Annotated in this window: 15 protein-coding genes; 8 read left to right on the top strand and 7 right to left on the bottom strand. The window is 70.7% G+C overall.

All coding sequences use genetic code 11. The features are described from left to right. Nucleotides 1–60 precede the first annotated feature (60 nt). Both ACNR9W_RS03620 and ACNR9W_RS03615 read left to right on the top strand, forming a co-directional pair. Nucleotides 61–978: an ABC transporter permease gene (locus ACNR9W_RS03620; protein WP_458478718.1), complete on the top strand. Its 918-nt coding sequence runs from the start codon at nt 61–63 to the stop codon at nt 976–978. After that, entirely contained in the window at nt 962–1,762 is an 801-nt protein-coding gene (locus tag ACNR9W_RS03615) for a purine-nucleoside phosphorylase (protein ID WP_419270302.1), read from the top strand. Before ACNR9W_RS03620 ends, ACNR9W_RS03615 begins: the two co-directional genes overlap by 17 nt. Nucleotides 1,763–1,822: 60 nt before the next feature. Here ACNR9W_RS03615 and mnmH read toward each other — a convergent pair whose 3' ends face one another. Further along, on the bottom strand, nt 1,823–2,875 hold the full coding sequence (gene mnmH / locus ACNR9W_RS03610; protein WP_419270304.1) for a tRNA 2-selenouridine(34) synthase MnmH: 1,053 nt from the start codon (nt 2,873–2,875) through the stop codon (nt 1,823–1,825). Nucleotides 2,876–2,877: 2 nt separating this feature from the next. Next, on the bottom strand, nt 2,878–3,450 hold the full coding sequence (locus ACNR9W_RS03605; protein WP_419270497.1) for a L,D-transpeptidase: 573 nt from the start codon (nt 3,448–3,450) through the stop codon (nt 2,878–2,880). A 394-nt stretch (nt 3,451–3,844) separates the two neighbouring features. On the opposite strand from ACNR9W_RS03605, the gene ACNR9W_RS03600 reads away from it, so the two are divergent. Then, on the top strand, nt 3,845–6,253 hold the full coding sequence (locus ACNR9W_RS03600; RefSeq protein ID WP_419270306.1) for a heavy metal translocating P-type ATPase: 2,409 nt from the start codon (nt 3,845–3,847) through the stop codon (nt 6,251–6,253). Continuing rightward, nucleotides 6,250–6,900: an arylesterase gene (locus ACNR9W_RS03595; protein WP_419270308.1), complete on the top strand. Its 651-nt coding sequence runs from the start codon at nt 6,250–6,252 to the stop codon at nt 6,898–6,900. The genes ACNR9W_RS03600 and ACNR9W_RS03595 overlap by 4 nt, the downstream gene beginning before the upstream one ends. A gap of 51 nt (nt 6,901–6,951) precedes the next feature. Here the strand turns inward: ACNR9W_RS03595 and ACNR9W_RS03590 are convergent, their stop codons facing one another. The 5 genes from ACNR9W_RS03590 to meaB all read right to left on the bottom strand — a co-directional run bounded on the left by ACNR9W_RS03590 (nt 6,952) and on the right by meaB (nt 10,458). After that, the gene (locus tag ACNR9W_RS03590; protein WP_419270310.1) at nt 6,952–7,416 is read right to left on the bottom strand and encodes a copper chaperone PCu(A)C; all 465 of its coding nucleotides are present in this window, start codon (nt 7,414–7,416) and stop codon (nt 6,952–6,954) included. A 31-nt stretch (nt 7,417–7,447) separates the two neighbouring features. Beyond that, on the bottom strand, nt 7,448–7,786 hold the full coding sequence (locus ACNR9W_RS03585) for a hypothetical protein (protein ID WP_419270312.1): 339 nt from the start codon (nt 7,784–7,786) through the stop codon (nt 7,448–7,450). 136 nt (nt 7,787–7,922) lie between these two features. Further along, nucleotides 7,923–8,219: a 50S ribosomal protein L28 gene (rpmB, locus tag ACNR9W_RS03580; RefSeq protein ID WP_419270313.1), complete on the bottom strand. Its 297-nt coding sequence runs from the start codon at nt 8,217–8,219 to the stop codon at nt 7,923–7,925. Between the two features lie 125 nt (nt 8,220–8,344). Next, nucleotides 8,345–9,421, bottom strand: coding sequence for a bifunctional transcriptional activator/DNA repair enzyme AdaA (locus tag ACNR9W_RS03575; RefSeq protein WP_419270315.1), 1,077 nt, complete (start codon nt 9,419–9,421; stop codon nt 8,345–8,347). A 62-nt stretch (nt 9,422–9,483) separates the two neighbouring features. After that, the gene (meaB, locus tag ACNR9W_RS03570) at nt 9,484–10,458 is read right to left on the bottom strand and encodes a methylmalonyl Co-A mutase-associated GTPase MeaB (protein WP_458478616.1); all 975 of its coding nucleotides are present in this window, start codon (nt 10,456–10,458) and stop codon (nt 9,484–9,486) included. 141 nt (nt 10,459–10,599) lie between these two features. Between meaB and ACNR9W_RS03565 the strand changes: the two genes are divergently transcribed. From ACNR9W_RS03565 to ACNR9W_RS03550, 4 genes are all read left to right on the top strand, one after another. Next, nucleotides 10,600–11,073, top strand: coding sequence for a thioredoxin domain-containing protein (locus ACNR9W_RS03565; RefSeq protein WP_419270317.1), 474 nt, complete (start codon nt 10,600–10,602; stop codon nt 11,071–11,073). Continuing rightward, entirely contained in the window at nt 11,070–11,417 is a 348-nt protein-coding gene (locus ACNR9W_RS03560) for an ArsR/SmtB family transcription factor (protein ID WP_419270319.1), read from the top strand. Before ACNR9W_RS03565 ends, ACNR9W_RS03560 begins: the two co-directional genes overlap by 4 nt. Nucleotides 11,418–11,552: 135 nt before the next feature. Then, entirely contained in the window at nt 11,553–12,845 is a 1,293-nt protein-coding gene (gene serS / locus ACNR9W_RS03555; protein WP_419270321.1) for a serine--tRNA ligase, read from the top strand. Nucleotides 12,846–12,919: 74 nt separating this feature from the next. Then, entirely contained in the window at nt 12,920–13,675 is a 756-nt protein-coding gene (locus ACNR9W_RS03550; protein WP_419270323.1) for a hypothetical protein, read from the top strand.

The following is a 13,675-nucleotide window of genomic DNA, read 5'->3' as shown; positions in this document are numbered from 1 at the left end:
ATCTGGGCGCTGGCCGACGGCCCCGCCGCGCAACAGGGCATCGGCAGCGCCCTGCGGCTGATGACGCCGCTGCTGCTGGCCTGCCTGGCCGGCCTTTATTCCGAACGGGCGGGCGTCTTCGACATCGGGCTGGAGGGCAAGATGCTGATGGCGGCCTTCACCTCGGCCTCGGTCGCGTTCCTGACCGGCAGCGCCTGGCTGGGCCTGGTGGCGGGCATCGGGGGCGCGCTGGCGCTGTCGCTGATCCACGGGCTGGCCTCCATCACCTTCATGGGCAACCAGCTGATCTCGGGCGTGGCGATCAACTTCCTTGCCTCGGGGCTGACGGTTCTGATCGGGCAGAACGCCTTTGGCCTGGGCGGGCGCACGCCGGCCCTGACCGGCGCGGGGCGGTTCAACCCCATCACCCTGCCCGGCGCCGATGCGGTCCGCGACGTTCCGGTCCTGGGGCCGATCTATTCGGGGCTGATCTCGGGGCAGACGATCCTGGTCTATGTGGCCTTCGCGCTGGTGCCGATCACCTGGTGGGTGCTGTATCGCACGCGCTTTGGCCTGCGCCTGCGGGCGGTGGGGGAAAACCCGGCCTCCGTCGACACGGCCGGGGTCTCGGTCACGCGGCTGCGCTATACGGCGGTGGCGATCTGCGGCGTGCTGACCGGCATCGCCGGCGCCTATCTGGCCACCGGCCTGTCGGCGGGCTTTGTCAAGGAAATGACCGCCGGGCGCGGCTTCATTGCCCTTGCCGCGCTGATCTTTGCCAAGTGGCGGCCCTGGCAGGCGCTGTTCGCGACCTTCCTCTTTGGCCTTCTGGAGGCGATCGCCAATCTTTATCCAAACCTGGACCTGGGGATCGTTACGGTCCCTTCGATGTTCATGAACGCCCTGCCCTATATCCTGACGGTGGTGATCCTGGCCGGCTTTGTCGGCCGCGCCATTCCGCCCCGCGCCGGAGGAGAGCCCTATGTCAAAGAGCGCTGAGCTTGCCGCCCTGATCCGCGACCGCGCCGGCGACGAGGCCCCGGAATTCGGCCTCATCCTGGGGTCAGGCTTGGGTCATCTGTCGGAAAAGGTGGAGGGCACGGCGATCCCCTATTCCGACCTGCCGGGCTTTCCCCATGCCGGAGTCTCGGGCCATGTCCCGCAACTGGTGATCGGCCAGCTGGAGGGGCGCCGCGTCGCCGTCTTTGGCGGCCGGTCGCACTACTACGAAAGCGGACGCGCCGATGCCATGCGGCTGCCGCTGGAGGTGCTGGCGGCGCTTGGCTGCGACCGGCTGATCCTGACCAATGCGGCCGGGTCGCTGCGGGCCGACATCCCGCCGGGCGGCCTGATGCTGCTGAACGACCATATCGCCTTCGCGGGCACGAACCCGCTGATCGGAGAGCCGACGGATGCGCGCTTTGTCCCGATGACCGATGCCCATGATGTCACCCTGCGCCAGGCGCTGGCGGCGGCCGCCGCGGCCGAGGGGGTGGAGCTGCCCGCGGGCGTCTATTGCTGGTTCTCGGGCCCCAGCTTCGAAACCCCGGCCGAGATCCGGGCGGCGCGGGTGCTGGGCGCGGATGCGGTCGGCATGTCCACCGTGCCGGAGATCATCCTCGGCCGCTTTCTGGGCCTGCGCTGCGCCGCGATCTCGGTCATCACCAACATGGGGGCGGGGCTCAGCGACGAATCGATCAGCCACGACCACACCAAGGCGATGGCCCCCCTGGGCGCCACCAAGCTGGAGGCGGTGCTGCGCCGCTTCCTGCGCGAAAGCTGAACGCGCCCCTTCTTCGTTGCGTGAAATACCCTACGGGAGGCGGTGTCGGCAGGACGGCCCTCAGCCCGTCATCCGCGCCAAGGCCGCTTCGACGGCGCCAGCAGCCGCCTCCAGGTCGCGCAGATCCGCCACCGGCACGATCTGCCCGCGCCCGTCGTCATGGCGGGCACGGTGGCTGTTGTAGCGCGGATCGTAATGATCGCTCAGCAGCCCCTCGGACAGAAGGCGCCAGTCGCGGGCCTCGATCAGCGCGCGCCAGCTTTCAATCCGGGCCGCAGGGTGCAGGGGTGCCAACTGTGTCAGGATCGGCTCCATGCGTGCATCGTCGCTCAGCACCTCCTCATAGCGGTCGGCGGTGAAGGCGGCGCGCGCCGCGACGGGCACCTCCAGCCGGATGCGCGGCGCGGCGCAGATCGCCTGCCACATCGCCTTGGGCAGGTTCAGGTTGCCGATGCGGCTGCTCTCGGCCTCGACCAGGACCGGGCGGGCGGGGTCCAGCGCCTCGAAGGCCAGGGCCAGCCGGCCTTCGAACATCTTCTGGCTGGGCTGGCCGCCGGGCATGCCGCCGAAGATGCTGCCCCGATGGTTCGCCAGCCCCTCCAGGTCGATGACCTGGTGCCCGCGCTCGGCCAGGCGCAGCAGGATCTCGGTCTTGGCGCTGCCGGTATTGCCGTCCAGGACGATCACGGGCGAGGACACGGGCCCGTTCTGCACCAGGTCCACCACCAGCCGCCGCCAGGCCTTGTAACCGCCCTCGACCCGCGCGGCCCGCCAGCCAACCTCGCGCAGCAGCGTGTTGAAGGCGCCCGACCGCTGGCCGCCGCGCCAGCAATAGACCAGTGGCTTCCAGGCCCCGTCCTGTCCGGACAGCGGTCCGGCGATGTGGCGCGCGATGGCCGAGATGACCAGCGCGCCGCCGATCTTGCGGGCATCAAAGGGCGAAACCTGCTTGTAGATCGTGCCGACGCGGGCCCGCTCCTCGTCGTCCAGGACAGGCAGGTTGATCGCGCCGGGCAGGTGATCCTCGGCGAATTCCGCCGGAGAGCGGGCATCGATGATCTGGTCGAACCCCGACAGCGCGGGGTCGGCCACGCGGGACAGGCGCAGGTTCAAGATCAGAAGACGTAGACGGGCGTGCCGATCGGCACCTGGTCAAACAGGCTGATCACGGCCTCGTTGCGCATCCGCAGGCAACCGTTCGACACCGCGCGGCCGATCGATCCGGGCTCGGTCGTGCCGTGGATGCGGATCGCGGTGTCCTGGCCGTTCTCGTTGTACAGATACAGCGCGCGCGCCCCCAGGGGGTTCGTCGGCCCACCGGGCATGCCGTCGGCATATTTCTGATAGGCCGTCGGGTTGCGCTCGATCATGTCGTTGGTCGGGCGCCAGCTGGGCCATTCGACCTTGCGCCCGATGGTGGCCTTGCCCTTCCAGACCAGTTCGTCGCGACCGACGGCCACGCCGTAGCGGATCGCCCGGCCGGGTGCCACGACGTGATAAAGGAAGAAATCCCGGCTGACGACCACGATGCTGCCGACCTCGAAATCATCGCGGATGGCGACCTCGGTCGGCACATAGGGGTCGGCCTGGGCCACGGCGGGCGCCGCCGCAGGGGCGGCCTGCGCCATCACCAGCGAGGGCGTTGCAGCCAGCAGGGCGGCCAGCGAGATCAGCTGACGACGGTTCATGGCGGATATCCTCGTCCAGTTCGTTTCCCCACCGATACAGGAAAAACGGGGCCCGCTGCAACTCACGACGACGTTGCGGGGCGCTGCGCCCTTGACCGGCGGGCCCCGCGGCCACATCTGTTTCACATGAGCCGCGTCATGCCCCGCCCGGATTGCCACGCCCGCACGGCGTCCCCCCGTCCCGCCCATCGGTGCCGGGGCCGGGGCGATCGTGCCTGCCGCTGCCATCCCGCGGCGCGGCTGCGCCTGTCGCGGCCCGCCCCCCGGCCCGAGCCGCAGCACCTGGACGCCCATCCGCGCCGCGATCTGCCCGATCGCGCGCCCATGCGCCCGCAGGCCCCGCCGGCCGCCCTGATATTGCATCGCCCTTCCCGCAATATCAGTGGATCCGGACATGACCTCTGCCATCACCCTTGACCTGCCCGTCCCGGGCATCAGCTGCGGCGCCTGCGCCGGCCGCGTGACCCGCGCGCTGACCGACCTGCCAGGCACCGCCGACATCAACGTGAACCCGATCACCAAGCGCGCGCATCTGCGCCTGGACGGCGCCACCCTGCCGCAGGTGCAGGAGGCGCTGACGCAGGCGGGCTATCCCGCCGAACTGATCACCACCCGCCTGGCGATCGAGGGCATGAGCTGCGCCTCGTGCTCGGGGCGCATCACCCGCGTGCTGTCGGCGCGTCCCGACGTCGCCGAGGCGCAGGTGAACCTGGCGACGCATCGCGCCCAGGTGACACATGCCCCGAACCTGACGCCCGAGGCGCTGGCGCGGATCGTCACCGACCTGGGCTATCCCGCGCAGGTCCAGCAGCCCGACCAGCCCGCGGCCCCGCCCCCGGACGAGGCCCCCGCCCTGCGTCGCGCCTTTCTGACGGCGCTGGCGCTGACCGTTCCGGTCTTCGTGGCCGAGATGGGGGGCCACCTGTTCCCCGCCTTTCACCACTGGCTGCACGGGCTTGTCCCGACGCAGGTCCTGTGGCTGGCGCAGCTGGCATTGACGCTGGCGGTGCTGATGGGGCCGGGCCGTCGCTTTTTCACCACCGGCATCCCTGCGCTGATGCGCGGCGCGCCCGAGATGAACAGCCTGGTCGCCTTGGGCGCCGGGGCGGCCTTCCTGTTCTCGACCGTCGTCACGCTGGCGCCGCAGCTTGTCCCGGTTGCCTCGCGCCATGTCTATTTCGAGGCCGCGGCCGTCATCGTGACCCTGATCCTGATGGGCCGCTGGCTGGAGGCACGGGCCAAGGGCCAGGCCGGCGAGGCGATCCGCCAGCTGATCGCGCTGGTCCCTGAACATGCGACCGTCCTGCGCGACGGCAAGCCGGAACAGGTGGCCGTCGCGGATCTGCGACCGGGCGACCTGGTCCGTCTGGCGCCGGGCGAACGCGTGGCGCTGGATGGCGTGATCACCGAAGGCTCCGGCCCGGTCGACGAATCCATGCTGACCGGAGAGCCGATCCCTGCCGCCAAGACGCCCGGCGATCCGGTCACCGGCGGCACGGTCAACGGATCCTCGGCGCTGACCTTCCGGGTGACCGCGACGGGGGCCGACACGGTCCTGTCGCGCATCGTGGCGCTTGTGGAACAGGCGCAGGCCACGCGGCTGCCGGTGCAGGCGCTGGTGGACCGGATCACCCGCGTCTTTGTCCCGGTGGTGATGGGGCTGGCGCTGCTGGCCTTTGCGCTGTGGCTGTCCTTCGGGCCGGGCCTGGCCGAGGCGGTCGTCGCCGCCGTCGCCGTGCTGATCATCGCCTGCCCCTGCGCGATGGGGCTGGCGGTGCCGGTGTCGATCATGGTGGGCAGCGGGCGGGGCGCGCAGCTGGGCGTGCTGTTCCGGCGCGGCGATGCCCTGCAGAAGCTGGCCGAGGCGCGGATCGTGAGCTTTGACAAGACCGGCACCCTGACCCAGGGGCACCCGCGCGTCACCGCGATCTGGACCGACGGCATCGGGCGCGACGACGCCCTGCGCCTGACCGCCGCGGCCGAGGCGCGGTCCGAACATCCGCTGGCCGCCGCGATCATGTCCGAGGCCGAGGGGCTGGACCTGCCCGAGGCCCTGGATGTCACCGCCACGCCCGGGCGCGGCCTGACCGCCACCGTGGAAGGACAGGCGCTGCTGATCGGCAACCGCGCGGCACTGGAGGGCGCGGGCGTCGTGCCGGCGGCGGCGCTGATGAATGAGGCCGACCGGGCCGCCGCCGAGGGCGCGACCCCGGTGCATCTGGCGGTGGAGGGGCGGCATGTCGCGACCTTTGCCCTGGCCGATCCAGAACGCGCCGAGGCCGCGCCGACCGTCGCCGCCCTGCACCAGCTGGGGCTGGAGACGGCGATGCTGTCGGGCGACCTGCCCGCCACCGCGCGGGCCGTGGGCGCGAGGCTGGGCATCGACCGGATCGAGGGCGGCCTGACACCGGAAGACAAGCTGACCACGATCCGCAGCATGGGCAAGGGCAGCGTCTTTGTCGGCGACGGCATCAACGACGCCCCTGCCCTTGCGGCGGCCGAGACCGGCATCGCCATCGGCACCGGCACCGACATCGCCATCGAATCGGCGGATGCGGTGCTGATGTCGGGCGATCCGCAGGGCGTGGTGCGGGCAATCCGGCTGTCGCGCGCGGTGATGCGCAACATCCGCCAGAACCTGTTCTGGGCCTTTGCCTACAACACCGCGCTGATCCCGGTCGCCATGGGCGTGCTGGTGCCCTTTGGCGGGCCGCAGCTGTCGCCGATGCTGGGCGCGGGGGCGATGGCGCTGTCCTCGGTCTTCGTGGTGGGCAATGCCCTGAGGCTGAGGCGCGCGGGATGAGTCCCGCCCGCCGCAACGTTTTGGCCGGGGCCGCCGCCCTGGCCCTGACACGCCCGGCCGAGGCCGCGCCGCCCCCCGGCCTGCTGTGCTTTGGCGACAGCCTGACTGCAGGATATGGCCTTGGCCGGACCGAGGGGCTGGTGCCGCGGCTGTCGGCCTGGCTGACCGATCGCGGCCATCCGGCCCGGCTGATCGACGGCGGGCTGTCGGGCGACACGACCTATCGCGGGCGCGTCCGGATCCAGCTGTCGCTGCGGCGCCACCGGCCCGATGCGGTCATGGTCGAATTGGGCGGCAACGACATGCTGCGCGGCTGGAGCGCCGAACAGGCCGAGGCGAACCTGGACGCGATCCTGACGACGGCGGGCAAGGGTGGGCGACCGCTGCTGCTGGTGGGCATCCAGGCGCCCGGTGGCGGTGCCGCCTGGCGCGGGGCATGGGCCCGGATGTGGCCGCGGCTGGCGGCGCGGCACGATGCGCTGCTGCTGCCCGACCTTTATGCGCCGCTGGCGGCGGTTCCGCGCGCCCGGCGCGGCCCGCTGCTGCTGCGCGACGGGGTCCATCCTTCTGCGCAGGGGGTGCGCCTGATCGTGGACCACCTGGGGCCGGCCGCCGCCGAACTGGTGCGGCGCGCGCAGGCGGCCTGAGGTCCGAAGGCCGACCCGCCAGGCCGGCCTTCGGGTGATCATCGGGCGGATCTAATGACCGGCATGAGCGGCGTCGGCCGTGGCTGCGGCTTCGGCGCGATCATTGTCCACGACGGCCTCGGCCTCCTCGGTGCCGCAATCGCCGAAATCGAAGGCCAGCGTCAGGCTGTCGCCCTGCGTCAGCGGGCGTGTCAGGCCCAGCAGCATCACGTGATCGCCGCCCCGGACAAGGTCATGCACCTCTCCGGCGGGGACAGTGATCCCCTCCTCCAGATGCGTCATGCGCATCACGCCGTCGGCTTCCAGATGGGTGTGCAGCTCGGCCCGCTCGGCCGCGTCGGTCGAGATGCCCTGCAGCGTGCAGTCCACCGCGCGATGATTGGCCAGCTGCAGGAACACGGCCGCGGTCCTGGGATTGGTGCTGCGCGCATAGGCGTCGTTGATGTGCATGCCGTCATGGGCCAGGGCGGCAACGGGCAGCAGGGCCGCAAGCGCGGCAAGGGTCAGGGTCTTCATCTGTCGGTCCTTGATAGAATTCGTGTCGGTCTCAGGCAGGCTGAGGGGCCGGGGGACCCCGGACACGAATCACCGCTTCCAGCACCGGGACGTGGCCGGCGATCAGGGCCAGGGGACCGGGCTGCGGCAGCGGCGCGCGCAGCGGCAGGGCGGGATCCGGCAGGCCGATCACGGCCAGCAGCGACAGCGCCATGTCCGGACAGATCCGTGCCTGCCCCTCCCCGCCATCCGGCAGGCGGGTCACCACCACGCCATGGCCGGTGCACAGGACCACCTCGGTGCCCTGGCGTATCGTTCCACGAGCCGCGCCCAGCCCGATGCTGGTCAGCATCAGGACCAAGATCAGAAGCAGGGGAACGGGACGGAACATGGCCGCAACCTAATTCGGCGTTCAGGAAAGGTCAGCAGGCAATCGCCGTGCGGGGTCCGCCTGGACAACAGGCCGCAGCGCATGTGCAAAAGCCCCGCCGGAGGGCGGGGCGATGCAATCGAAACGAGGCAGGCGATCAGGCGGTGGCGGCGGCGCCTTCGGCCTTGACCAGGTCGCGCTTGATCTTCAGCGCGCGGTCCGACAGCTCGGTGTCCTTGGCCTTGGCCAGGAAGGCGTCCAAGCCGCCCCGGTGATCGACCGAGCGCAGCGCCGCAGCCGAGATCCGCAGCGAGTAGCCGCGGCCCAGCTTTTCGGACAGCAGCGTGACCTCGTTCAGGTTCGGCAGGAACCGGCGACGGGTCTTGTTGTTGGCATGGCTGACATTGTTACCGGTCATCGGGCCTTTGCCGGTCAGTTCGCAGACGCGCGACATGGTGTGTTCCTTCGTCTCAGCTACGCGGGCGTCCCCGGCGGTGGGTCCGTCCCAATGTGAAAGGGCGCCGCGAGGCAGCGCCCGGAATTCCGTTCGCGGGGGATTACAGGTCCCCGCGCCCCCAGTCAAGCCTTGTCGGGCATTTCCCTGCCCGCGTCGCGCCACGATGCCTCCAGCGCGATCAGCCTTTCCTTGCGCCACAGCCCGCCCGCATAGCCGGTCATGGTGCCGTCCGCGCCGATGACCCGGTGGCAGGGCACGACCAGCGCTAGCCGGTTGGCGCCATTCGCCCGCGCCACCGCCCGCACGGCCGAAGGCTGGCCAATCGCCGCGGCCAGTTGGCCATAGCTGCGGGTCTGGCCGGGGGGGATCGCCTGCAATTCCTGCCACACCCGCAGCTGGAAGGGTGTTCCGTGCATCCGGACCGGCAGGTCCAGCCGCCCGTCGCGCCCGGCAAAGAATCCCTCCAGCGCGGCTTCGGTGCGGTCGATGATCCCGTTGCGCCCCAGGCCGACACGGCCCCCGACCAGCGCGGACAGCCGCCGCAGCCCGTCTGGCAGCGCCTTGCGGTCGATGAATTCCAGCAGGTGCAGCGCCCGGTCGTCGGCAATCGCGATCATGCCGCCAAGCGGCGTGTCGATCCAATCCGCGTTCAGGTCGCCACTGCCGCGCATCTGGTGCGGCGCATGGCCGAACAGCGCGCGGAAAGCCTGTCGAAAACCCGAGGCCGAATCAAACCCCGCATCCAGTTGCGCCTCGATCATCGCATCCCCCTGATGAAGCCGGGCCAGCCCCTGCCTCAGCCGCGCGGCCCGCGCCATCTGCAGAAAGCTTTGGCCGTAATGTTGCCGGAACAGCCGCCGCACGGTCGAGGGGTCCAGCCCCCGCGCCACCAGGTCCGCCTCGGACCAGCGATGCGCGGGCCGGTCCGCCAAGGCGCGGGTCAGCTCGGCGATCACCGGATGCGCCTCGGCCTGCGGGCCCTGCGGGGTGCAGCGCAGGCAAGGGCGAAAGCCTGCGGCCCGCGCCTGACCGGCGGTCGCGAACCAGCGGCAGTTGCGGGCCAGCGGCTTGCGGGCCGGGCAGGTCAACCGGCAAAAGATCCCGGTCGAGGTGACGCCCACCAGCGCCACCCCTTCATAGGCGGGGTCGCGCGCCAGAAGCGCCGCGTAGAGACGGTCGTGATCGGTCAGGTCGCGCATGATGCCCCCTTTCGCACCGTTCTAATCGATTCGGGCCAGGGAGGGGGCGCGAAATCGGGCAGCTATTGCGCGCGATCCCCGGCCAGCCAGTCCAGCACCTCGCCCGCGGCCTGGCCGGGGGGCAGGTCGCCCGCCGCCACCGCGCGGCCCAGATCCTCGACCCGGCGGCGCGTCTCGGGCCGGTCCAGCTGCGCCAGCAGCCCGGCGCGCAGCTCTGCCAGGAACCAGTCGCGCGCCTGATCGGCCCGGTTGCGGTCGAAATGCCCGTGATCGCGCCGCCATTGCACCAGTTCCTGCATCTGGTCCCAGGCTTCGTCCAGCCCCGAGCCCGTCGTGGCCGAGACGGGCAGCGCCTTGGGAAAGCCCTCGGGGTCCTGCGGCCGCTTGCGCAGCAGGCGCAGGGCACCCGCATAGTCGGCAACGGTGCGCCGCGCTGTTGCCAGCAGGTCGCCATCGGCCTTGTTGACCAGGATCAGGTCGGCCATCTCCATGATGCCGCGCTTGACCCCCTGCAGCTCGTCGCCGCCGGCGGGCGCCAGCAGCAGGACGAACAGGTCCGACATCTGGGCCACCAGGGTCTCGGACTGGCCGACGCCGACGGTTTCGATCAGGACCACGTCAAATCCCGCCGCCTCGCACAGGCGGATCGCCTCGCGCGTGCGGCGCGCGACGCCGCCCAGATGCGCGCTGGAGGGACTGGGCCGGATATAGGCGCGCGGATTGCGCGACAGCAGCTCCATCCGCGTCTTGTCGCCCAGGATCGACCCGCCTGACCGCGTCGAGGACGGGTCCACCGCCAGCACCGCCACCCCCAGCCCCTGCCCCGTCAGCCGGGTGCCGAAGGCTTCGATGAAGGTCGACTTGCCGACGCCGGGCGTTCCCGACAGGCCGATCCGCAGCGCCTGCCGGTCGGGCAGCGCCGCCAACAGGGCCTGCGCGCGGGCACGGTGGTCGGGACGGGTTGATTCGACCAGGGTGATCGCGCGCGACAAGGCACGGCGATCGCCCTGGACCAGCGGTGTCATTAGGTCGTCCATCTTGTCGCGTCGCCTGTCCCGGCTGTGGCCTGCGGCGGCAGATTGGACCAGACGCCGCGGCGCGGCAATCCCCCGACGCCCCTCAGGGCGCTTGCCACGGAGGCCGTGGCTGCCTAATTGTGGTCGGTATCAGGATTGGAGATGCCCATGCGCGCGCCGTCGCGCCCCCTCGCCTGGCAGCTGTCAGCCGTTGTCCCGCCCACCGCCTCGCGGCGCATGGTGCTGGGCGGACTGGCGGCGCTTGCCCTGACCTTTCCGGCAGATGCGGCCCCGCTGCAGCCCGACTGGCAGGCCCGGCCCCTGCAGATGATGATGGTGACCTCGCCCGCCTGTTACTTTTGCCGCCTCTGGCGGGAGGAGATCGGGCCGGGCTATGCCGCCTCGGCCGCGGGGCGCATGGCGCCGATCTTCGAGGTGGACGTGGCGGGACCCTTTCCCGATGGCCTGGCGCTGGACCGCAGGCCGCGGCTGACCCCTAGTTTCATCCTGCTGGAACGCGGCACCGAGATCGGGCGGGTCGAGGGCTATGTCGGCCGCCGGCATTTCTATCCCGTCCTGGAGGAGGTGATGCAGCGCGCCGGCTTGGACCTGCCCGAAAGCGGAGCGCCGGAATGACCGCGCTGACCGATCCCGAGGCGGACACCGGCCAGCGTCCCCCCGCGCCCGGCCCGGCCGAGATGCTGGAACGGGTGTCAGAGGCGGCAGCGCTGATGAAGGCGCTGGCGCATGAGGGGCGGATGATGATCCTCTGCCACCTGTCCGGGGGTGAAAAGACCGTCACACAGCTGGAACAGCTTCTGGAGCAGCGCCAGGCGACCGTCAGCCAGCAACTGGCCCGGCTGCGCGCCGAGGGGCTGGTCGCCTGCCGGCGCGAGGGCAAGGCGCGGCTTTATTCCGTGGCCGACCCGCGGGCCGCCGAAGTGGTGGCACTGGTGCATCGGCTGTTCTGCGCGGACTGAACTGCGCGGCCCTGCCCGGTCGCCTTGCAGCGCATGCCCCCGGCCCATTTGGACAAAGAAGATGGAGCGCGGGCTTTTGTTGCAGACGGGCCTGCGCTAGGCATGCGGCAATCCATTTTCCGTGAAGGTGCCGCCATGCATGACATCCGTGCGATCCGAGAGAACCCCGATGCCTTCGAGCAGGCCCTGAACCGGCGTGGCCTGCATGGGCTGACCTCGCAGATCCTGTCGCTGGACAGCGCGCGGCGGGCGCGGATCAGTGCGGCCGAGACGGCGCAGGCCGAGCAGAACCGCGCCAGCAAGGAGGTCGGCGCCGCCAAGGCCAAGGGCGACGAGGCCGAATTCGAGCGCCTGCGGGCGCTGGTGGCCGAGAAGAAGGCCGATATCGCCCGCACGCAGTCCGAGGCTACCGATCTGGACGCGCAGCTGCGCGACCTGCTGCTGGGCATCCCGAACCTGCCGCTGGAGAGCGTGCCCGAGGGCCGTGACGAGGAGGACAACGTCGAGCTGCGACGCTGGGGCAGCCCCCGCGCGCTGGACTTTGCCCCGGTCGAGCATTTCGAGATCGCGGGCGTCCGGCCCGGGATGGATTTCGAGACCGGCGCCAAGCTGTCGGGCAGCCGCTTTGTCGTGCTGAAGGGCGGTGTAGCGCGCATCCATCGGGCGTTGGCGCAGTTCATGCTGGACCTGCATATCGACCGGCACGGCCTGCAGGAGACCTGGACCCCCGTCCTGGTGCTGGAGGAGATGATGCTGGGCACGGGTCAGTTGCCCAAGTTCGGCGAGGACAGCTATAAGACCCGCGAGGGGTACTGGCTGATCCCGACCTCCGAAGTGACGCTGACCAACACCGTGAACGGCGACCTGCTGGACCAGTCCAGCCTGCCCCGGCGCATGGTCGCGCACAGCCAGTGCTTCCGGTCAGAGGCCGGCAGTGCGGGCCGCGACACCACCGGCATGCTGCGCCAGCACCAGTTCGAAAAGGTCGAGATGGTGTCGATCACCGACGCCGACAGCGGCTTGGCCGAACACGATCGCATGACCCGCTGCGCCGAGGCGGTGCTGGAGGCGCTGGAACTGCCCTATCGGACCATCGTGCTGTGCACCGGCGACATGGGGGCGGGCGCGCGCATCACCCATGACCTGGAGGTCTGGCTGCCCGGCCAGGACCGCTATCGCGAGATCAGCAGCGTCAGCTATTGCGGCGACTACCAGGCGCGGCGGATGAACGCCCGCTATCGCCCCGAGGGCGGCGGCAAGCCGGAATTCGTCCACACGCTGAACGGGTCGGGCCTTGCGGTCGGGCGCACGCTGATTGCGGTTCTGGAAAACGGCCAGCAGGCCGACGGTTCGGTCGAACTGCCCGCCGCGCTGCACCCCTATCTGGGCGGGGCCACGTGCCTGACGGCCGAGGGGCTGCTGGCCTGAGGCCAAAAGATCCTCGATGCCGTCCGCGCCGCGCAACTGCCGCAGGCTAAGCGGCGTTGGCCGGTATGGTACGCGTGGGAAATCTTGTTCAGACGGCGGCGACGGCGATCTTCGTGATCGCCGGGCTGCGCTTTGCCTGGCGGCCGCATGCGCCGGTCCTGGATGACCTGGCCAGCGCGCGGCTTGCGGGTCCGCTGCTGCCGCCGCCACCCCAGATCCAGGCGGCCAGCGCGGCGTCGATCCCCCAGCTGTATCTCGATCCGGTCAATGTGCTGATGTGGTCGCTGCTGGCGACGGTGCTGATCATGGTCCTGCTGGATGCGGCCGGGCAGTGGATCGATTTTTCCGACGACCGCACCCTGCGCGCCGGGCGCGGCCGCATCTGGCCCCTGTTTTCCGCCGCACTGTTCAGCGCGGCCCTGTGGCCCTGGATGTTCACGGAGCATTCCGGCTGGCTGATGCTGGGCACGGCGGTGACGGCGGGCACGGCGGTCGTCGCCGCACGCCGCGCCGCAGGGCGGCAGCGGCCGGCCATCGGCTTTTTCGCGGGCTGGGCCACGGCCCTTCTTTCCGCGTCCCTTGCGGGTTTTGCCGCGGCCCGGCTGGCCCTGCCGGTGCAGGCGCTGGCGGCACTGGCGATCCTTCCCGGGGCCGCCATCGGCATGGCGGCGCAGCTGTGGATCGGGCCCAGCATCGGCTATTCCGCGGCGCTGATCTGGGCCTTCTGCGGGCTTGCGGTCACCACCATGGGCAGCGACCCGATGATCGCGCTGGCCGCCATCCTGGGCATCTCGGGGATGGCGGCCGTGCTGGTGCGCGCGGCCAGCTGA

Source organism: Paracoccus sp. T5 (assembly GCF_048538155.2).
Classification (GTDB): Bacteria; Pseudomonadota; Alphaproteobacteria; order Rhodobacterales; family Rhodobacteraceae; genus Paracoccus.
The sequence above is the reverse complement of the archived record's forward strand: the minus strand, read 5'-3'. Positions and strand labels throughout refer to the sequence as shown.

What these genes read in the sequence shown, in the direction of transcription:
- ACNR9W_RS03620 (WP_458478718.1), top strand. Translation starts at nt 61, where the DNA reads ATGACGCCGCTGCTGCTGGCCTGCCTGGCCGGCCTTTATTCCGAACGG.
- ACNR9W_RS03615 (WP_419270302.1), top strand. Translation starts at nt 962, where the DNA reads ATGTCAAAGAGCGCTGAGCTTGCCGCCCTGATCCGCGACCGCGCCGGC.
- ACNR9W_RS03605 (WP_419270497.1), bottom strand. Translation starts at nt 3,450, where the DNA reads ATGAACCGTCGTCAGCTGATCTCGCTGGCCGCCCTGCTGGCTGCAACG.
- ACNR9W_RS03600 (WP_419270306.1), top strand. Translation starts at nt 3,845, where the DNA reads ATGACCTCTGCCATCACCCTTGACCTGCCCGTCCCGGGCATCAGCTGC.
- ACNR9W_RS03595 (WP_419270308.1), top strand. Translation starts at nt 6,250, where the DNA reads ATGAGTCCCGCCCGCCGCAACGTTTTGGCCGGGGCCGCCGCCCTGGCC.
- ACNR9W_RS03590 (WP_419270310.1), bottom strand. Translation starts at nt 7,416, where the DNA reads ATGAAGACCCTGACCCTTGCCGCGCTTGCGGCCCTGCTGCCCGTTGCC.
- ACNR9W_RS03585 (WP_419270312.1), bottom strand. Translation starts at nt 7,786, where the DNA reads ATGTTCCGTCCCGTTCCCCTGCTTCTGATCTTGGTCCTGATGCTGACC.
- rpmB (WP_419270313.1), bottom strand. Translation starts at nt 8,219, where the DNA reads ATGTCGCGCGTCTGCGAACTGACCGGCAAAGGCCCGATGACCGGTAAC.
- ACNR9W_RS03575 (WP_419270315.1), bottom strand. Translation starts at nt 9,421, where the DNA reads ATGCGCGACCTGACCGATCACGACCGTCTCTACGCGGCGCTTCTGGCG.
- meaB (WP_458478616.1), bottom strand. Translation starts at nt 10,458, where the DNA reads ATGGACGACCTAATGACACCGCTGGTCCAGGGCGATCGCCGTGCCTTG.
- ACNR9W_RS03565 (WP_419270317.1), top strand. Translation starts at nt 10,600, where the DNA reads ATGCCCATGCGCGCGCCGTCGCGCCCCCTCGCCTGGCAGCTGTCAGCC.
- ACNR9W_RS03560 (WP_419270319.1), top strand. Translation starts at nt 11,070, where the DNA reads ATGACCGCGCTGACCGATCCCGAGGCGGACACCGGCCAGCGTCCCCCC.
- serS (WP_419270321.1), top strand. Translation starts at nt 11,553, where the DNA reads ATGCATGACATCCGTGCGATCCGAGAGAACCCCGATGCCTTCGAGCAG.